Below are 19,001 nucleotides of genomic sequence, written 5' to 3'. Positions count from 1 at the left end.
CACAGCGGTATGTGAGCGAGATCCGGGCGCTCCCCATATCGTGGACGCATGTCTACCGCAGAGTTGATCCGGATCGTCTCGCGCGACTCGCCGATGGCGCTCGCGCAAGTGGAACGTGTGCGGGCCGAACTCGCCGTCCTCCATCCTGATGTGGCCACCGAGGTCGTCCCGGTCAAGACGACCGGCGACAAGTGGATGGGGGACCTCTCGCTGGTCGAGGGGAAGGGCGCGTTCACCAAGGAGGTCGACGCCGCGCTGCTCGCGGGCGAGGCCGATCTCGCCGTGCACTGCGTCAAGGACGTGCCGGCCGACCGCCCGCTGCCCGCGGGTACCGTCTTCGCCGCGTTCCTCAAACGCGACGACATCCGCGATGCCCTCATCCACCCCGCCGGTCTCACTCTCGACGAACTGCCCGCGGGCACCCGCATCGGCACCTCCTCCGTACGCCGGATCGCCCAACTCGCCGCCTCCCACCCGCACTTGCGCTGTGTCCCCATGCGCGGCAACGCCAACCGCCGCCTGGAGAAGCTGGCCGCGGGCGACGCCGACGCGCTGCTGCTCGCCGTCTCCGGCCTCGAACGCATCGGCCGTACGGACGTGATCTCCGAGGTCCTGTCGACGGAGGTGATGTGTCCGCCGATCGGCGCGGGCATCCTCGCCCTCCAGTGCCGCGAGGGCGACCGGGAGCTGATCGACCTGGTGAGCGACCTCGGTGACCCCGACGTCCACCGGGAGGCCACGGCGGAGCGGATGTTCCTGCACGTCCTCCAGGGCCACTGCAACAGCCCCATCGCGGGATACGCCAGAGCCGCCCGCAACGGCGATCTCTCGCTGCGCGCCTGTGTGTTCACGCCCGACGGCAAGACCGTGCTCAACGCCCATGAGTGGGCGGGCCCGCTCGACCCGGCGACCCTGGGCACCTCGGTCGCCGTCACACTGCTGCGGCAGGGGGCCCGTGAGCTCATCGACTCCATCGCGCACTGAGACCAGGGCGATCGGGACCCCGGAACCCGAGCCTAAGCCTATGGTCGGAGGCGATACCCGACCGCAGACCGATCCGCCGAAGATCGCCCGGCCACTAGCATGGCGCCACTCGCCGGCTTCGTCGTCGATGCCCAGTCCATCGGCGAAGCCGGCGAGAACGTAGGTTCAGTGGAACGTGACAGCGACTGGACCGGAGGACGTCAGCACATGATCAGCCGTACGGATGTGATCGAGTCACTGATGGCGCGATTCCCGCAGGTGCCGCGGGAAGCCGTCATCAAGGAGGACCTGCTGCGCGGAGGCATCGCCTTCGACGAATCGGCGCTCAGCGACAACGAGTCGGGAGAGGTCAAGCCGAAGTCGTACTTCATCTTCTCCTTCGACCACCGCACCCTGCCCGAGCTCGGCGAGGCCGCGCTGCGCCGCCCGCCGGAGGAGATCGTGCTCACCGGCGGCCCCTACGACCTGCGCCGCACGGTGGTGTCGGTGCGGGTCAACCCGACGTCGCCGTACCGGGTGGCGGCCGCCGAGGACGGGATGCTCGGCCTGTATCTGGACGGGAAGCGGATCTCGGACGTCGGGCTGCCGCCGATGCCGGAGTACTACCGGCACAAGCTCTCCAACGGCAAGTCCGTGATGGAGGTGGCCCCGACCATCCAGTGGGGGTACCTGATCTACCTCACGGTCTTCCGGGTCTGCCAGTACTTCGGCGCCAAGCAGGAGTGCCAGTACTGCGACATCAACCACAACTGGCGCCAGCACAAGGCCGCCGGGCGCCCCTACACCGGTGTCAAGCCGGTCGAGGAGATCCTGGAGGCCCTGGAGATCATCGACCGTTACGACACCGCCAAGGCGTCCACCGCGTACACCCTCACCGGCGGCGCGATCACCTCGCATGTGGGCGGCCGCGACGAGGCCGACTTCTACGGGCAGTACGCCAAGGCCATCGAGGAGCGCTTCCCCGGCCGCTGGACCGGAAAGGTCGTCGCCCAGGCGCTGCCCAAGGAGGACGTGCAGCGCTTCCACGACTACGGCGTACGGATCTACCACCCCAACTACGAGGTGTGGGACCGGCGGTTGTTCGAGCTGTACTGCCCGGGCAAGGAGGAGTACGTCGGCCGCGACGAGTGGCACCGGCGCATCCTCGACTCGGCGGAGATCTTCGGGCCGCGCAATGTGATCCCCAACTTCGTCGCGGGCGTGGAGATGGCCGAGCCGTTCGGCTTCACCACGGTCGACGAGGCGATCGACTCCACGGTGGAGGGCCTGCGCTTCTTCATGTCGCGCGGCATCACCCCGCGCTTCACCACGTGGTGCCCCGAGCCCACCACCCCGCTCGGCAAGGCCAACCCGCAGGGCGCGCCGCTGGAGTACCACATCCGTCTCCTTGAGGCCTATCGGGCGACGATGGAGGAGTACGGCCTGACCTCCCCGCCCGGGTACGGACCGGCGGGTCCCGGGAAGGCGGTGTTCTCGGTGAGCTCGTTCATGGACAGCCTGCCGGTCTGATCCGGGGCGGCTCGTCCGAAAAGGCGGCCGGCTCGGAAAAAAGAGCGCCGTGGCCGGGAACCTCCGGACATGGTTTATCGTTCATCCATATAGGGCGGCAGCGCAACGCCGCACCGCCCGTCCATGGACCGCCCCGGCCGGCTTCCCCCGTCCAGCCGGGGCTTCTCCATGCCCAGGGCGCGGCGGTTCACCCGGGCGGTGTTGCGCATTCACCCGGATGGGGTCACGCTGGTTGCGATCCCTCCGTGATCGATTGACTACTTTCCGAGTTCTCGGGGCTGTCCAGTCAAGGACGCGGCCGGTCCGCCGGCCGCTCTGATGAGGAGCGCAGTCGTGGGCGTGGTCGTGGAAATCAACCGTCAGTACACCCTTGAGCTTGAAGCCGCCCCCGAACGGGTGCCGCAGATCCGCCGGATCGTCGCCGCACACCTTCGGTACTGGAATCTGGAGTCGCTGATCCATCCGGTCGGCCTCGGGGTGTGCGAACTGCTCGGCAACGTCTACCGGCACGCCGAGGACAAGCGCTGCACGCTGGAACTGCGCTGGACGGGACGGCGGCTGACCGCCGCCGTGCTCGACCGCGACCCCCGGCTCCCGGTGCTGGGCGGCGGAGAGCCGCTCGCGGCCCCCGGCCGTGGCCTGACCATGGTGGCGTCGCTCAGCGACAGCTGGGGCACGCACGCCACGGCCGACGGCAAGGTCGTCTGGTTCACCCTGCGGGTCGAGTCGCCCGCCCGGGAGCCGCTGACCGCCCTGCCGCCCCTGCGGGCACTCTCGGCCGAGCGTCGGGTACCCGTGGCGGCCATCGCCTGACTCGCGAACCGTCGGCCCGTCGGCGCCGTCAGGGGACCTCGCGCAGATACAGCGCACCGCAGGTGTGGCAGAACGGCCGCGTCTGCTCGGTTCCCCAGGCGTCGGCGGGCAACTGCTTCTCCGCCAGGTCGAGTTCACGGCCGCACATGGCCACGTCCGCGTCGCCGCGGACCATGTGCCACTCCTTCAGCGTGCTGCCCCCGGGCTCGGTCATCTCGGCGATGATGTGGTGTTCCATCGTCTGCTGCTCCTTCGTGTGGCAGGACCCGTGGGAGCCGGGCGAGCCGGGCGGGCCGTGTGCGGCACCGTCCCCACTCTGACGCCGGTCCCGGGCGCGCGCATGTCGCCCACGGGCCGTCCAGGTGATCTCAGCGAGTGCCCGAACGGTTACGTAACAACCGTGCATGGGAATGAAACCGAACCGAAACCTTCCCATTCAAGATTCAATGTTCAGGCCACTTTAGAAACCAAAGTAGAGGCGGCTTTGCGCCTTCTTCTCCATGGCCACCCATCAGCTCGTCAAGGTTTTACCCGGGTCTGGCCTGCAACTTCAAGTGATCGTCAAGTGGCGGAGGGTGACTGGATTCGTACACGATGTTCTGCGGCACTCCCGGGACTGGTTAAGACTCACGTTCGTTCTTCCATCCATGAGTGACAGGAGTGTTCGATATGCGTAAGACGCTTGGGCGTACGACTCTGGTGGCCGCGCTGGCGCTGGCAGGCGCTGCGGTCGCCGTACCGGGTGCGGCCGGCGCCGATCAGCACAACACCCCGGGTGCCACCGCGACGCCCATGAGCCTGTACGCGCCGTCCGCGCTCGTCCTGACGGTGGCGCCGGGCACGGGCGACGACGGCGCCTCGGTCATGCGCGCGGTCACACTGACCTGCGCGCCCGGCGCCTCGGGCACGCACCCGGACGCCAAGGGTGCCTGCGCGGAACTCGCCCGTATGGACGGCGACTTCACCGCGCTCATCGCCGCGCAGCCGACGACGTTCTGTACCAAGGAGTGGAAGCCGGTCACCGTCACGGCCGACGGTGTCTGGCAGGGCAGGCGCGTCGCGGAGCGCCACACCTTCGGCAACCCGTGCGAGAAGCTCGCGGGCCAGGGTGTGGTGTTCAACTTCTGACCTGAGCGCGCGGCTCATCGCCCGTGAGTAGGCGTACACGGCGGCGGGGCACCCCGTTTTCTGAGGGGGTGTCCCGCCGCTTGTCGTGGTACTGCGGTGTGCGAGGGGCGGGAGTGTGCCGGACAATGGAGGGCGGTCGGAGGTGTCGATGGATCCCGTGACGGCCTTGCGGCGGATCGCGTTCCTGCTGGAGCGCACCCAGGCCCCCACATACCGTGTGAAGGCGTTCCGTACGGCGGCCGCGATCGTCGCCGGGATGGCGGACGGCGAGGTCGAGAAGCGGGTGGCCGCCGGATCGCTGGAGTCGGTGCGGGGGATCGGCCCCAAGACGGCACAGGTGGTGCGCGAGGCGCTGGACGGCCAACTGCCGGGATATCTACGGCGGTTGGAGGAGGACGGCGCCGGTGGTCCGCTGGCCGCCGGGGGCGAGCGGCTGCGCGCGGAGCTGCGCGGCGACTGCCATCTGCACTCCGACTGGTCGGACGGCGGCAGCCCGATCGAGGAGATGGGCCTGACGGCGGCGGAGCTCGGGCATGAGTGGGCCGTGCTCACCGACCACTCGCCCCGGCTCACCGTTGCCAACGGCCTCTCGCCGGAGCGGTTGCGCGAGCAACTGGCCGTGGTGGCCGAGGCCAACAAACGCTGGGCGCCGTTCCGGCTGCTCACCGGCATCGAGTGCGACATCCTCGACGACGGCTCGCTCGACCAGGAGGACGAACTCCTCGACGAACTCGACGTCGTGGTCGTCTCCGTGCACTCCAAGCTCCGCATGGACGCCGACTCGATGACCCGCCGTATGGTCGCGGCCGTCCGCAATCCGTACGCGAACATCCTGGGGCACTGCACCGGCCGCCTCGTCACCGGCGGGCGGGGGAAGCGGCCGGAGTCCACGTTCGACGCGGACGCGGTCTTCGCCGCCTGCGCCGAGTCGGGCACCGCCGTCGAGATCAACAGCCGCCCGGAACGGCTCGATCCGCCGCGCCGGCTGCTGCGCCGCGCGATCGACGCCGGGGTGCTGTTCTCCGTCGACACCGACGCGCACGCGCCCGGGCAGCTCGACTGGCAGGTCTTCGGCTGCGCCCGGGCCGAGGAGTGCGGCGTCCCGGTCGAGCGTGTGGTGACCTCGTGGACGGCGGAGGAACTGCTGGCGTGGACACGGCACGGCAGGACACCGGCCCGGGTGTCCGGCCCCGGCTGACCGGCCGGACGCTTACGGGGTCGGTATGCCGAGCGTGGCGGGCAAGTGCTTGACCGTGCCCCGTACCGCGTCGGAGAGGGACGCGATGGCCGAGGTGTGCGACGGGCCGGGCTCGGGGAAGACGCCGGTCAGCGACAGCCCGATCGCCGTGGCGACACCGGCGGCGACGAGAGAGGCGCGGAGCACGCGAGGGGTGGTACGCATGGCGGCTGGTCCTTCGGGGAGGCTCTGGTGAAGCGTTCGTTCGACGCCTTCGAAGCTACGGGCCGACCGTCAAGGCCATCCGTACGCCGTGTAACAGCCACCGGGCTTGTTCATCTCGAACGTGTTGATGGTTCGCCTTTCAATGAATCACCCGAACAGCAGGCACGCCGTGTCCATCGGCGGCGTCGGCCGGTTGTCAGAGCGTGATCTCAACACGACGTATCGCCACGGTCCTCGCCCTCGCCGCCGGAGTCTCGGGTCTCGGAGTGTCGGCGGCGAGCGCCGCCCCGATCGGCGGCATCAAGCCCATCGACGCCTCCCCGATCAGCATGCTGGACGGGCTCACCGCCGCCTCCGTACCGGCGGACCAGCGGAGCAAGATGCCCACGGTCAAGGCGCAGCTCTCGCAGCTCAACAAGTTGAACGACCTCAATCAGCTCCATCAGCTCACCGACCTCGTCGCGCCGGTCACGGGTCTGGTGCCCGCCGTCGAGTAGCCGACCGGGGTGTCCGGATCGCGGCCGAATATGCGTTCGCCCGGGACCGAAAGATGACTGTCCGGAGGGGTGAATGTGCCGGTAGTAATTGCTCGTCGCATGTGACCGGACGCCGGCGTCGTCGGCGCACCACGCATGCAAGGACGAGGAGACCCCCGTGATCCGGACCCGCATCGCCTGTCTCGCCCTCGCGGCGGCCGCCGCCACCGCCGTCGCGGCCGCCCCCGCCAGCGCGGCCCCCGGCGACACCCAGAACATGTGCGCCTACACGCTCACCCCGAGCGGCTTCGTGGACACCCAGTGGGGCTACAACTCCGCATGCGGCACGAGCAGCTTCAGCCCGAACTACAAGCAGGTGAAGCAGCTCACCGGCCTCCCGGTGGGCACCCGGGTCAACGCCTGCGCCTCGACGTACCCGCCCGCGGGCTGGACGATCAGCAGCACGTACTACTCCAGCAGCTGCAGATACTCCGTGACCCCCAGCTTCGACCCCAACGCCTGGACGATCGTCCGCACCTCCTGACACCGTCCCGGTTCCGTACGGGTCGATGCCTGGGACAATGAAGCGCACCAACGGGGGCACCCGGACGGGGGGCGCGCGTGATGCGGTACTGGCGGCGCGGGATCTGGGCGGGCGCGGTGCTCGCCACCGGGGCGGTCGTCGCGGTCGCCGTCCAGGACCGCAGCCTCAGCAGTACCGGATCCCTCGTCTCGGTCCTCGGCTTCGTCGTCTCGCTGGTGGGACTGATCGGCAACACGCTCATCGTCGGGGTCGGCCCGGTCCCCGGCGAGCCGTCCCCGGCCGAGCACCTGGACCACGCGGCCGACGCGCTCGCCGAGGCGGTGCGGCTGCACTGGCAGGCGGAGTGGCGGCTGCGCAGGCTCCAGGACCCCCGACCGCTGCCCGTGCGCTGGACCACGGCGGCGCCCTGGCTCGCGGACTTCGACGAGAACATCGGGCTGCGCCACGGCGGCGCGGCCGAACTCGACGGTGTGCTGGACGACATCACCCGGGTGTTCGCCCGCGTCCCGTCCCGGCGCCTGGTGGTGCTCGGCGCGCCCGGCAGCGGCAAGACCGTCCTCGCCGTCCGCTTCACGCTGGACGCCCTGGCCCGCCGTGACACCGGCGACCCGGTGCCGGTGATCTTCCCCCTCGCCACCTGGCAGCCCGACACCACGAGCCTGTACGCCTGGCTCTCCACCCGCCTCGCCGACGGCTACCCGGCGCTCGGCGCCGTCCAGCCGTCAGGATCCTTACTGGCGTCGGAACTTCTGGACACCGGCCGCGTCCTGCCCGTACTCGACGGCCTGGACGAACTTGCCGCGCCCGTACGCACGGAGGCCGTGCGGCAGCTCAACTCCGAGCTGGACCAGGGCAGTCCGGTTCTGCTGACCTGCCGCAGTCAGGTGTACGCCCAAGTGGTCACCGACGGCGATGTGTTCACGGCGGCGGCCGTGGTCGAGCTCCAGCCGCTCGCCTTCGAGGAGGCCGCCGCCTTCCTGCGGCTCACCGCACGGCCGCTGCGCGGACCGGCGGGGGAGCGGACCACCGCCTGGGACCCGGTGCTCGCCCAGTCGCGGCCCGGCGACTCGGTACGTCAGGTGCTGGCCTCGCCCCTGATGGTGGCGATGGCACGAGCCGTGTACGGGGAGTCGGGCAACGACCCGATGGAGCTGCTGCGGCGGCCGGAGTTCGCCGACGCCACGGCTCTTGAGGAGTACCTGCTCGACGGTTTCGTCCCCGCCGCCTTCGCCGGGTCCGCGCGCTGGGACGCGGGCCGGGCCGGGCACTGGCTGCGCTTTCTCGCCCGCCACCTCGAACACCGCCAGACCCGCGACCTCGCCTGGTGGGAGCTGCACACCGCGCTGCCCCGGCCGCTGCCGCGGCTCGGCCCGCTGCTGTTGCTCGGCCTGCTCGCGGAGGCGGTGTGTCTGCCGCTGTGGGCGCTCGGCGGTGCCCCCGCGCTGCCGGCCGTCACCGCCGCCACCGTGGCCGGGGCCTGCGCGGGGTACGCCGCGCGCCGCCAGTGGCTGCTGCCCCTGCTGTACGCGGTTCCGCTCAGCCTGGTCGTCGGGCTGACCCGGCCGCTGAGCCAGGACCCCTATCTCGCCGTGCCGTTCGCGGGCATGCCACGCGCGCTCGGCTGGCTCGCGGTGGGCGGGCTCTACGGTCTGGTGATCGCGACGGGCCTCGCGGCCATCGCCGTCCCGACCTCACCGGTTCCGTCGACGATGCCGTTCTTCGGCCGCAGGCGTCGTCGGCGCAGACCATTGCGGCGCTGGGCGCGGCGGGCGGTGGCCGGACTCGTCGTGGCGGCCGGGGCGCTCCTGGTCGGCGTCGGCTTCCTGCCCGAATCGCTGCTGCTCGTCGCCCTGGTGGCCGTCGTCGCGGGGGCATTGGCGGTGTACGTCTCCCGGGGCGAGCGGGGGGAGGTGGCGGCCGGGACCGCGAGAGCGCGCGACCCCGCCGGGCGGGCGCGCCGACTGGGCCGGGCCATGACGCACGGACTCTCTCTCGGGCTGCTCGCGGGCCTGGCGCTGGGGGCCGTGTTCACGGTGACCGAGGGAGCCTCGGCGGCGGTACGGGCGGGCGCACGCGACGACTTCCCGGTGAGCGGCCCGGTGGCACATGCATCCGACGGCTCGCGATATGTCGACGCGCCGGACGGCACGCGCTACGGCCTGCGCGCGGACGGCGACACGTATGTCGTCCTGCCCGCCCCGGTCCACGGCACGCTGGTCCATCACTCCGGTACGGACGAGTTCGCGCTCCCCGACGACGTACGCGAACTCGACCTGTGCGCACCACCGGCCCGCTGCACTTCCGTCGACCAGCGCCTCACGATCGTCGCGCACGACTATCGGCCGGACGGCGAGGTCTTCACCGTCCGGCTCACCGACGGCCGCACCGTCGGCTCGTACGATTTGTCCCCCCTGCTGGACACCGCGCACGACGAGTGGCTGACGCGACAGAGCCCCGGCCAGATCCTGCGCTCGGCGGTCGTCTTCGGCCTGGCGGGCGGCCTCGGCCTCGGGCTCGTCGCCGGTATAGCGGCGGGGCTGCATCGCTGGCTGGGCGCGCCCGTTGACGTGACCCGCAGCCTCAGCCCGTCGGCGAGCCTGGCCACCGACCGGAGCACGGCGCTGGCCCGCGCGCTGCTGATCTATCTCGCCGCCGTCCCCGTCGGCGGCGCCCTGCCCCGTCTCCTCGCCCTGCCGGACGCCGCGACCATCGGCGCGTACGCCCTGATCCCGACGGGCGTGGTCACCGCCGCACTGTCGGCGTGGGGGCGGCTCGGCGTGGCACGACTGTGGCTGTGCGCGCGGGGCATGCTGCCCTGGCGCCTGATGGCGTTCCTGGACGAGGCACACCGACTGGGTGTACTGCGACAGGCGGGCGCGGTGTACCAGTTCCGCCACGCACGCCTTCAGGAACGCCTGGCGCTGGAAGGCCGATGCGGTACCGAGCCCCTTTAGGGGCGCGGGGCTGTGTCATTATGCGGCTCCGCCGCGTGGGCGCGACCAGCCACGCACGGTCCGCAGTCGAATATCCGCTATCCGCACCTCCGCGGAGCGTCCCGCTCATACGACCGCGTCGACCAGCATGAACGCCGCCACCGCGAGCAGTACGTACGCGAAGAGGCGCTGCAGCGTGCCGCCGGAGACCTTCGTGGCGAGCCGTTTGCCGCCCCACGCGCCGAGCACGGCGGCCCCCGTGAACGGGCCCACGACCGCCCAGTCCAGACCTTCGGCGGTGCCTGTCCGGGCCAGCAGCGCGGCCAGCGAGTTGACGGTGATGACCAGCAGACTGGTGCCCACGGCGGCCCGCATTCGCAGCCCCACCACACCGACCAGCGCCGGAACCGCGAGGAACCCGCCGCCCACCCCGAGCACCCCGGTCACCGCCCCGAGTCCGGCCCCGGCGCCGACCGTACGCCGCCACCCGGCGGACCTTTCCCCGGACGAGGGGCGCGACGGGCGCAGCATCCGCACCGCCGCCACGCCCGCGATCACCGCGAACGCGCCGGTCAGCACCGCGTCCGGCACCCGGCCCGCGACCGCGCCGCCCAGCGCCGCCGGGACGAGTCCGGCCGCCGCGAAGAGCCCGCCGCCGCGCCAGCGGACCCAGCCGTCCCGCGCGTGCGCGTACAGCGCGGTGGCCGAGGTCGTCGTCACGATGATCAGGCTCGCGGTGGTGGCCGCGACCGGGGTGAAGCCGAGCAGATAGATCAGCGCGGGCACCGCGAGCACACTGCCGCCGCCTCCGAGCGCGCCGAGCGCGAGGCCGATCACCGCCCCGGCGGCCAGGGCGAGAACCAGGGCGCTCACGCGCGGGCGGCGGTCACGGCGAGCCCGGCCTCCCGTGCGGCGGCGAACTCGTCGTCGACCGCGACGACCTCCCGGCCCGCGGCGTCGGCCAGCGAGGCGGCGATGGCGGCCCGCATGCCGCCCGCGCAGTGCACCCATACGGTCCCGGGAGGTATCTCCCCGAGCCGGTCCCGCAGTTGGTGCACCGGAAGGTGCAGCGAGTCGACGATGTGACCCGTCGCCCGCTCGGAGTCGCGCCGGACGTCGAGGACGACGACGTCCCGGTCGGCGACCGTCAGATCGGCGAAACGGGCGTGCGGGAACGAGCGCAAGTGCTCCCCGCGCCGCACCCAGTCGACAGGTGAGCCGATGGCGGCCGCGGCCGGGCGGTCGATGCCCACTCGCACCAACTCCCGCTGGGCATCGGCCAGTTGGTGTGCGGAGGCGGCCAGCAACGTGACCGGCCTGCCCCACGGAAGCAGCCACGCCAGATACGTGGCGAGCTGCCCGTCGGCCTCGAAGTTGAAGGAGCCCGCGACATGCCCCTCGGCGAACGCGGCCCGGTCGCGCAGATCCACCGCCCACTCCCCGGCGGCCAGTCGCCCCGCGATCTCGTCGGCGTCCGCGAGCGGTGGCGCGGTGAGATCGACGGGGGCGGGGCCTGCCGCGTTCAGCGGGCTCATGTGGGTGTAGTACGCGGGCACGTCGTCGAGCCCGGCCGCCAGCCCGGCGAGGAAGGTCTCGATGTCCTTGACCAGCGCCTCGTTGCCGCCGCGTTCCTTGCCGATGGTGGTCGGGCCGCCGTCCGTGGGCGCCGAGGAGCAGAAGCTGCCGAAGCCGTGGGTGGGTAACACGGCGGTCTCGTCCGGGAGTTCGGCGGCAAGCCGGTGTGCCGAGGTGTACTGCGCGCGGGCCAGTTCCCCGGTCAGGCGCGGCTCCACGAGATCCGGCCGCCCGACCGTGCCGATCAGCAGCGAGCCCCCGGTGAACGCGGCCCTGGCGTCTCCGGCCTCCTCCAGGACGTACGCGGTGTGGTGCGGGGTGTGCCCGGGCGTCGCGAGCGCACGCAGCGCGAGCCCCGCCTCCAGCTCCACGCGGTCGCCGTCGTCCACCGCCACCCGGCGGAAGGCGACGCGGGCCCCGGCGGGCACCAGATAGGCGGCCCCGGTGAGTCGGGCGAGCTGCAGGCCACCGGACACGTAGTCGTTGTGCACATGCGTCTCGCAGACATGCGCGACCCGTACGCCTCGCCGGGCGGCGGCCGCGATCACCCGGTCGACGTCCCTCGGCGGGTCGATCACCACCGCGGTGTGCGCGCCGCCCGCCAGATAGCCGCGGTTGCCGAGTCCCGGCACCTCGATGGTGTCGATGAAGAACATGTCGTACTCCTCTCGTTTCCGTCGCGGCGGCCGAAAATTACCCCCCGGGGTATCCGTATGCACGCGGGAATGCGCGTACCCCAGGGGGTAATTCGAAAACTGGTGCGGGACGGGGTGTGTGCGCATGCTGTGTCGCGCCGCACGAAAGCCGGGGTCACGGGAGATCGTTGGCCGGGGGCACGGCGAGCGGCGGAGGCGGCATGAAGAGCGACGGCACCCCGGGGCTCGTCCTGGTCACCGGCGCCACGGGGTACATCGGAGGCCGCCTGGTGCCCGAGCTCCTGGACGCGGGGTACCGGGTGCGCTGTGTGGCACGTACACCGGACAAGCTGCGCGACTACCCCTGGGTCGGTCGCGTGGAAGTCGTACGGGGTGATGTCACCGACGCCGCGTCGATGGCGGCGGCGCTGCGGGGCGTGGACGTGGCGTACTACCTGGTGCACTCGCTCGGCGCCGGGCGGGGTTTCGAGGAGACGGACCGCACGGCCGCCCGCGTCGTCGCCGAGCAGGCGGCGAAGGCGGGGGTGCGGCGGATCGTGTACCTGGGCGGCCTCACACCCGTGGGCGTGCCGGCGCGGGAGCTGTCGCCGCATCTGCGCTCCCGGGCCGAGGTCGGAGAGATCTTCTTGCGCTCCGAGGTGCCCGCGACCGTGCTGCGCGCCGCCGTCATCATCGGCTCAGGATCGGCCTCGTTCGAAATGCTGCGCCATCTGACCGAACGGCTACCGGTGATGATCACCCCGAGTTGGCTGAGCAACCGGATCCAGCCGATCGCCGTACGCGACGTGCTGCGCTATCTCGTCGGCAGCGCCCGGATGCCCGCCGAGGTGAACCGGACCTTCGACATCGGCGGCCCCGAGGTCTTCACCTACGAGCAGATGATGCGCCGGTACGCGGAGGTCGCGGGGCTGCCGCACCGGCTGATCCTGCGGGTGCCGATGCTGCCGCCGAGACCGTCCAGCCACTGGATCAGCCTCGTCACACCGGTGCCCCGGGCGCTGGCCCGGCCGCTCGCGGAGTCGCTGCGCCATGAAGTCGTCTGCCACGAACACGACATCGCGCGCTTCGTCCCCGACCCGCCCGGAACGCCGATCCCCTTCGACACGGCGATCGCGCTCGCCCTCCGACGGATCAAGGAGGCCAATGTCGCCACCCGCTGGTCCTCCGCCGCGCTGCCCGGCGCACCCAGCGACCCGCTGCCCACCGACCCCGACTGGGCGGGCGGCAGCCTCTACACCGACCGCCGCGAGATCGTCGTGGACACTTCACGGGAGGCGCTGTGGCAGGTCATCGAGGGCATCGGCGGCGAGAACGGCTGGTACTCCTTCCCGCTCGCCTGGGCCGTACGCGGCTGGCTCGACCGGCTGACCGGCGGCGTCGGCCTGCGCCGCGGCCGCCGCGACGCGGCCCGGCTGCGGGTCGGCGACTCCCTCGACTTCTGGCGCGTCGAGGAGATCGCCCCGCCGCAGCTGCTGCGTCTGCGCGCCGAGATGCGGCTGCCGGGCCTCGCCTGGCTGGAGATGCACGCGGACCGCGACGCGGACGGCCGCACCCGCTACCACCAGCGCGCCCTGTTCCACCCGCGCGGCCTGCTCGGCCACCTCTACTGGTGGAGCGTGTCGCCGTTCCACGCGGTGGTGTTCGGCGGAATGGCCCGCAACATCGCCAGGGCCGCCGAACGGGTGCGGGCGGGCGGGGGCTGAACCGTATCTGCTCGGTGAGGGATTCCGAGTGGTGGCTGTACGGACGCCCCTACGTCACCGGCGTCATCTGCGCGACCGTTCCTCGACGCCGGGAAGATGAACGACGATCAGGACGAACGCCGCCAGCATGAAGTTGCGGGCCGCCGCGTCCAGGCCGTTCCACGCCTTCGACTGCCACATCGCGAACCACTCGCCCCCGATGGCGATGAACCCGGCGCCGAAGAGCAGCAGCACCATCAGCAGTCCGGCGGTGCTCAGCCGCCGGGCCCGGCCGAACCCGCCCGAGCGGCGCAGGGCCCGCGCCCAGACGACGGCCGCCACGACGAGCACAAGGGCGGCGACCGTCTCCCAGGCGATGATCAGTACGTACGCGATGTCCTGAAGCGTCGTCGAATCGATCGACCGCCACATGAGGTCCGGGTCCTTGAACGTGGTGTCCATGGCGAGGACATGGCGGACGAAGGCACGGTTGGTGTCGAAGTCGGTGATGTTGCCGAAGGCCACAAGTGCCATATAGAGGGCGACAGTTGCGGTGAGCAGCGCGGCGGCGAGGGGCAGCGCGGGCAGCGGGGCCCGGTTGCGGGTCGCCGAGCGTGCGCGGGACAGGAAGGAGGGCCTGGAGGGCATGCCGGACTCTCCCCGGCGGACCGCCCGGCAAAACCCCGGCCCGATCAGCCGTCGGTGCCAGCCGGTGTCAGCCGGTGGCGGGCGGGTCCGTGATCGCGGTGATCATCAGGTCGCCGGGGCGTACGGTGTAGGCGACATCGGCGCTGGTGCCGTCGCCCCACTTCTCGGTGACGACGACGTGTGAGCCGTCCGTGCCGGTGGGCTTGAGCGTCCAGGAAGCCGGGACGTTCGGCGCCCGGAAGACCGGATCGGCGCCCTGGTGGCCGGTCGCCCAGGTGGTGAGGGCCTGGTCGAGGTCCTTGGTGAGGTACTTGCCGCGCACCTCGGCCGGGGTCGCGTCCTCGGTCGTGCCGAGGCGGGCGTTGCGGTAGGCCGTGAGGAACGTGTCGACCTGGTCCTGCGCACCGGGCGCGCGGACGGGCGCCGTGGCGGGCACGGGCACCGGTTCGGCGGCGGCGGGCAGCGCGCCGGCGAGGCCGAGCAGCGCGGCGGCCGCGGTGAGCGAGGCGGCCTGGAAACACGTATGTCCGATACGTCCGATCATGATCCCGAGTCAACCATCGATCGCACGGGATGTGGATCGCCCACTCGGGTGGCGTACGCACACCTGGCGCAGGCGTTCGGCCGCACCATCAGGGTGGCCGGGCGGGCCGCACGCGGGGTGCGGCCCACCACGGGGTCCGTCAGAGCTGGCCGGACTCGGCGATGGTGATCTTCGCCTTGGTCGCGCCGCTCGACGAGCCGAGGCCCTCGATCTTCTTGACGAGCTTCATGCTGTCCTCGTCCGCGACCTCGCCGAAGACGACGTGCTTGCCGTCCAGCCAGTCGGTCACGATGGTGGTGATGAAGAACTGCGAGCCGTTGGAGTTCGGCCCCGCGTTGGCCATGGACAGCAGGCCCGGCTTGGTGTGCTTGAGCTTGAAGTTCTCGTCGGCGAACTTCTCGCCGTAGATGCTCTTGCCACCGGTGCCGTTGCCCCGGGTGAAGTCGCCGCCCTGGAGCATGAAGGCGGGGATGACACGGTGGAAGGACGAACCGGCGTAGCCGAAGCCCTTCTCGCCCGTGGCGAGCGCGCGGAAGTTCTCCGCCGTCTTGGGAACCACGTCGTCGAACAGGTTGAAGACGATCCGCCCGGAGGGCTCGTCGTTGATGGTGATGTCGAAGTAGACCTTGGTCGTCATGCCCCCATCCTGACATCCTGCAGCGACAACCCGCTCTCCGGGCACCTCGTACGGGCGGTTTTCCGCGTACGGGGCCGGTCGGAGGCCGTCCGAGGCCCACCGAGATCAGGGCGTCAGCTGTCGGCGTTCGCCTCCAGGCAGGTCAGCTCCATCTCGTCGAGATAGGCCTCGTTCGACTTGCCGGTCAGATGGGCGTTGGTCTCGATGCCGACCGCCGTCCATCCCGTGATGCTCATGAGCAGTACGCGCAGCCCGTCGGTGCCGTGCTCGGCCAGTACCTCGTCGGCCACCCGAAGCGCCTCCTCGGGCACCCGCTCCGCGGGTTCGAGCCCGACCACTGTTCGCAGCAGGCGGATCGTGGTCCGGGTGATCTCCGGCGCGATGAGCCACAATCGGCGTTCCTCGTCCTTGTCCACACGCCCCTCCTCGCTGGTGCACAGCGGAACGGTATGGCCATTCCCGGCCAAGTGGACCGGCAAGCCAACTCACCGCGCGCACAGTTGGATTGACTCCTCCCGGGCGGACGGATTCCCCACGCGGCGGGACGCGGTCGGCCTCAGGGAATCAGCTCCTTCTTGACGTCGGCGACCTGCGGTCCGGAGTCCTTGGCCGGGACGGTCCAGCGGTCGGAGGAGGCGGTGCCGTCGATGTAGTCGATCCGGCCGCCCTTGGCCTGGGCGGGGGTGAGGTCGAAGACCTTGGCGCGGAGTTGGTGGGCGCCGGGCACGATGGCGTCGGAGTGCCGGAACTTGACCAGGGCCACCTTGGCGGCGTTGCCCGAGTCCTCGGCGATCCGCCGTCCGTCGGGGGTTAGCCAGTGCCAGCCGCCGCCCTTGGCGACCAGCGTCTCGCTCGCGGGGTTGGCGCTGAGCGACTTCTCGTCCATCGTGACGATCGCGAACGTGCCGTACTTGGACGTCTGCCCGCCGCCCTTCTTGACGTAGACCACGGACATCGGCGTGATCTCCAGAATGCCGACGGTGTTGGCGCCCACGGTCCGGGACGGCTCGCCGAAGGCCTGGGCGGCCGGGCCCGTGTCCGGCGCTGAGGGCGAGGGCGCCGGGGTGGTCGGCGAGGGAGCGGTGGGCGGCGGAGTCGTCGGCGACTTCGCGGCGTTGCCGCTGTTGTCGTTGTGACAGGCGGTCAGGGCGAGGCAGGCGGCAGCGGCGGTCGCGAGCAGGATCTTGCGCATGGTGTGTCCCCCAAGGTCTGGTACGCACGGTGACCGTATCGCCGCACAATGGTCATCTGGGGATCAGTCACCGAACTGGGACGAAGGGGGGACGGGGGCGGCGAAATGGAAACCGCCCGGTGCCACCGAAGGGTGGTACCGGGCGGTGCCATGCCGATCTTCCGCGTCTATCTCCCGCGCGCGATCAGCACTGCGGCAGACCCGCCGGCGGGTCGTGCGGCGTGTTGACGTTGCCGCCCCACACGTACACGTCGTCGAGGTACCGACTGCCCGTCCACAACGAGCCCTCGTACCAGATGCTCGTGTGGTACCCGCCCGAGTTGACGTAGTCCCCGCGCGCCCAGCAGTAGACGTCCATCGGGCGGCTCGCCGTCGTCGTGTAGACGACCGTGCCCGCGCGGACGTGCGGGGTGGTCCGTACGTTGCTGTTGGCGTCGACGCTGTACGTCCCGCTCAGCGCGGGGCGTTCGGCGGCGGACGCCTGTCCGACGCTGAGCCCCGTCACCGCGCACACCGCCACCAGGGCGCCGGCGAGCGCGCTCCTGCGCACATTGAGCATGGTGTTCCCCCTCGTATCCGTGGACCGGTCGGTCTCCGTGGAACTGAACGGCGTGGCCGGTCGGTGCCACGCGAGCCCCATGGTGCGCCGGGCGCACGGCCGAGCGCGTCCAACCAGCGCGGTGCTCGGGGGTAAACCTGGGCGGTAGTTGTCACAGGTCGAACACCCGCTTACCCACGTCTAGTTGAGCACCGCCTGCATCACCTTCTTCGCGATCGGCGCGCCCAGCTTGCCGCCCGAGATGTCCTCGCGGGAGATGTCCATCGCCGTCGGGTCGATGAACACCGCGACCGCGACCGCGGGTTCGTCGCCCTTCTTCGCGTACGAGACGAACCAGCCGTACGGGACGTCCTTGTTGACGTCGACGCCCCGCTGGGCGGTGCCGGTCTTGCCGCCGACCGTGACCCCGTCGATCAGGGCGCGCTTGGCGCTGCCCTCCTTGGCGGTGAACTCCATCATCTCCTGCACCTTGCGCGCGGTCTGCGGGGAGACGGGCTTGCTCATCTCCTTGGGGCGGTGCTTCTCGATCGTGGAGAGGTCGGGGGCGCGCACCTCGTCGACGAGGTACGGCTGCATCAGCTTGCCGTCGTTGGCGAGCGCGGCCGTCACCATCGCCATCTGCATCGGCGTGCTGGTGAGGCTGCCCTGGCCCATACCGGTGAGGGCGACACCCGGCTTGTCGAGCTTGTCGGGGTACAGGCTCTTGGAGGCGAGCAGATCGCCGAGTTCCTTGTCGTAGACGTCCTTGTTGAAGCCGAACTTCTCCGCCGTCTCACGCATCTTGTCCGCGCCCACCTTCGACGCCGCGTCCAGGAAGACGTTGTTGCAGGAGTGCTGCATCGCGGTCTTCATCGACGCCTTGTCGCACACCTCGTTCCCGGCCTCGCTGCCGACCGTGGTCGTGGAGAGCGGCAGCCGGTACGGGGAGGCGGCGCCGGAACTCGCGTTGATGTCCGTGACCGCGCCGTGCTCCAGGGCGGCCGCGGCGGTGAGGATCTTGAAGGTGGAGCCGGGCGGATAGGTCTCGCGCAGTGCCCGGTTGGCCAGCGGCTTGCTCTTGTCGGCGATGAGCGCCTTGAACTTGTCGCTCTCCTTGAAGGACTCGCCCGCGAAGACCGACGGGTCGTACGAGGGAGTGGAGGCGAGAGCCAGGACCTTGCCGGTCTTCGGGTCGAGCGCGACCACCGCGCCGCGCGCGTTGATGTCCATCAACCCCTTGTACGCCGCCTCCTGCGCCTTGGCGTTGATGGTCGTGAGCACGTCCGCGCCGCGCGGTTTGGTGCCGGTGAAGAAGTCGGCGGCCCGATCGAGGGAGAACCGGTTGTCCGTACCGGCCAGCGGCTTCTTGTAGATGGACTCCAGGAAGGTCTCGCCCTGGGTCTGGGAGGCGTAGCCGGTGACGGGGGCGTACATCGGGCCGTTCTTGTAGACCCTCTTGTACTTGAGGTACGAAGTGGGCGGCGACTCGACCGAGCCGGTGACGGGCTTGCCGTCGACGATGATGTCGCCCTTGGGCTGGGCGTACTGGCGGATCTTCACCCGGGTGTTGTGGGAGTCGTTGTCCAGGTCGTCGGCCTGGACGAACTGGACCCAGGTGGTCCGTAGGAGCAGGGCGCATATGAGGACCCCGCAGAATACGGCCACATGCCGCAGCGGCTTGTTCATCGTCGTGTTCACTCCGTACCGGCGATCGCTGTGCGTCTTCCTTGTGGGGAAGAT

General features: G+C 70.8%; 20 protein-coding genes. 9 read left to right on the top strand and 11 right to left on the bottom strand.

Annotated features, from left to right (window positions below):
• The first annotated feature begins 48 nt into the window (after positions 1-48).
• From hemC to BG418_RS32830, 3 genes are all read left to right on the top strand, one after another.
• On the top strand, positions 49-984 hold the full coding sequence (gene hemC, locus BG418_RS32840) for a hydroxymethylbilane synthase (protein WP_188277698.1): 936 nt from the start codon (positions 49-51) through the stop codon (positions 982-984).
• Between the two features lie 207 nt (positions 985-1,191).
• Entirely contained in the window at positions 1,192-2,493 is a 1,302-nt protein-coding gene (locus BG418_RS32835; RefSeq protein ID WP_188277697.1) for a radical SAM protein, read from the top strand.
• Between the two features lie 333 nt (positions 2,494-2,826).
• Complete coding sequence (locus BG418_RS32830) at positions 2,827-3,306, top strand: ATP-binding protein (protein ID WP_317453838.1); 480 nt, start codon at positions 2,827-2,829, stop codon at positions 3,304-3,306.
• 28 nt (positions 3,307-3,334) lie between these two features.
• Here BG418_RS32830 and BG418_RS32825 read toward each other — a convergent pair whose 3' ends face one another.
• Complete coding sequence (locus BG418_RS32825) at positions 3,335-3,544, bottom strand: hypothetical protein (RefSeq protein WP_188277695.1); 210 nt, start codon at positions 3,542-3,544, stop codon at positions 3,335-3,337.
• A gap of 431 nt (positions 3,545-3,975) precedes the next feature.
• On the opposite strand from BG418_RS32825, the gene BG418_RS32820 reads away from it, so the two are divergent.
• Positions 3,976-4,434, top strand: a complete 459-nt coding sequence (locus BG418_RS32820; RefSeq protein WP_188277694.1) for a subtilase-type protease inhibitor — start codon at positions 3,976-3,978, stop codon at positions 4,432-4,434.
• 148 nt (positions 4,435-4,582) lie between these two features.
• Positions 4,583-5,632 (top strand): PHP domain-containing protein, encoded by a 1,050-nt coding sequence (locus BG418_RS32815; protein WP_188277693.1) that lies wholly within the window; start codon positions 4,583-4,585, stop codon positions 5,630-5,632.
• 12 nt (positions 5,633-5,644) lie between these two features.
• On the opposite strand, the gene BG418_RS32810 is transcribed toward BG418_RS32815, so the two are convergent.
• Entirely contained in the window at positions 5,645-5,836 is a 192-nt protein-coding gene (locus BG418_RS32810; protein ID WP_188277692.1) for a hypothetical protein, read from the bottom strand.
• Positions 5,837-6,039: 203 nt separating this feature from the next.
• Between BG418_RS32810 and BG418_RS32805 the strand changes: the two genes are divergently transcribed.
• The 3 genes from BG418_RS32805 (at position 6,040) to BG418_RS32795 (ending at position 9,810) form a co-directional block, all read left to right on the top strand.
• Positions 6,040-6,333 carry a hypothetical protein gene (locus tag BG418_RS32805; RefSeq protein WP_188277691.1) on the top strand — a complete coding sequence of 98 codons (294 nt, stop codon included), beginning with the start codon at positions 6,040-6,042 and terminating at the stop codon, positions 6,331-6,333.
• A gap of 157 nt (positions 6,334-6,490) precedes the next feature.
• Positions 6,491-6,856 (top strand): hypothetical protein, encoded by a 366-nt coding sequence (locus BG418_RS32800; protein WP_188277690.1) that lies wholly within the window; start codon positions 6,491-6,493, stop codon positions 6,854-6,856.
• A gap of 80 nt (positions 6,857-6,936) precedes the next feature.
• Positions 6,937-9,810: an NACHT domain-containing NTPase gene (locus tag BG418_RS32795; protein ID WP_188277689.1), complete on the top strand. Its 2,874-nt coding sequence runs from the start codon at positions 6,937-6,939 to the stop codon at positions 9,808-9,810.
• A 105-nt stretch (positions 9,811-9,915) separates the two neighbouring features.
• Here BG418_RS32795 and BG418_RS32790 read toward each other — a convergent pair whose 3' ends face one another.
• Entirely contained in the window at positions 9,916-10,662 is a 747-nt protein-coding gene (locus tag BG418_RS32790; RefSeq protein ID WP_188277688.1) for a sulfite exporter TauE/SafE family protein, read from the bottom strand.
• Entirely contained in the window at positions 10,659-12,020 is a 1,362-nt protein-coding gene (locus BG418_RS32785) for a rhodanese-like domain-containing protein (protein ID WP_188277687.1), read from the bottom strand. Before BG418_RS32785 ends, BG418_RS32790 begins: the two co-directional genes overlap by 4 nt.
• Positions 12,021-12,220: 200 nt before the next feature.
• Between BG418_RS32785 and BG418_RS32780 the strand changes: the two genes are divergently transcribed.
• Positions 12,221-13,723 (top strand): SDR family oxidoreductase, encoded by a 1,503-nt coding sequence (locus tag BG418_RS32780; protein ID WP_188277686.1) that lies wholly within the window; start codon positions 12,221-12,223, stop codon positions 13,721-13,723.
• A gap of 63 nt (positions 13,724-13,786) precedes the next feature.
• On the opposite strand, the gene BG418_RS32775 is transcribed toward BG418_RS32780, so the two are convergent.
• From BG418_RS32775 to BG418_RS32745, 7 genes are all read right to left on the bottom strand, one after another.
• Positions 13,787-14,350 (bottom strand): DUF2165 domain-containing protein, encoded by a 564-nt coding sequence (locus BG418_RS32775; protein WP_188277685.1) that lies wholly within the window; start codon positions 14,348-14,350, stop codon positions 13,787-13,789.
• Positions 14,351-14,417: 67 nt separating this feature from the next.
• The gene (locus BG418_RS32770) at positions 14,418-14,894 is read right to left on the bottom strand and encodes a hypothetical protein (RefSeq protein WP_188277684.1); all 477 of its coding nucleotides are present in this window, start codon (positions 14,892-14,894) and stop codon (positions 14,418-14,420) included.
• 139 nt (positions 14,895-15,033) lie between these two features.
• A complete protein-coding gene (locus tag BG418_RS32765) occupies positions 15,034-15,531 on the bottom strand; it encodes a peptidylprolyl isomerase (protein WP_188277683.1) in 498 nt (165 codons plus the stop codon).
• A gap of 113 nt (positions 15,532-15,644) precedes the next feature.
• Positions 15,645-15,947 (bottom strand): hypothetical protein, encoded by a 303-nt coding sequence (locus BG418_RS32760; RefSeq protein ID WP_188277682.1) that lies wholly within the window; start codon positions 15,945-15,947, stop codon positions 15,645-15,647.
• Between the two features lie 140 nt (positions 15,948-16,087).
• The gene (locus tag BG418_RS32755; RefSeq protein ID WP_188277681.1) at positions 16,088-16,723 is read right to left on the bottom strand and encodes a hypothetical protein; all 636 of its coding nucleotides are present in this window, start codon (positions 16,721-16,723) and stop codon (positions 16,088-16,090) included.
• A 184-nt stretch (positions 16,724-16,907) separates the two neighbouring features.
• Positions 16,908-17,282: a hypothetical protein gene (locus BG418_RS32750; RefSeq protein ID WP_188277680.1), complete on the bottom strand. Its 375-nt coding sequence runs from the start codon at positions 17,280-17,282 to the stop codon at positions 16,908-16,910.
• Between the two features lie 180 nt (positions 17,283-17,462).
• Positions 17,463-18,947, bottom strand: coding sequence for a penicillin-binding protein 2 (locus BG418_RS32745; RefSeq protein ID WP_188277679.1), 1,485 nt, complete (start codon positions 18,945-18,947; stop codon positions 17,463-17,465).
• Positions 18,948-19,001 lie beyond the last annotated feature (54 nt).

The organism is Streptomyces sp. CBMA152 (genome assembly GCF_014596475.1).
Taxonomy (GTDB): Bacteria; Actinomycetota; Actinomycetes; order Streptomycetales; family Streptomycetaceae; genus Streptomyces.
This window is presented reverse-complemented; position numbering and strand designations above follow the sequence as displayed.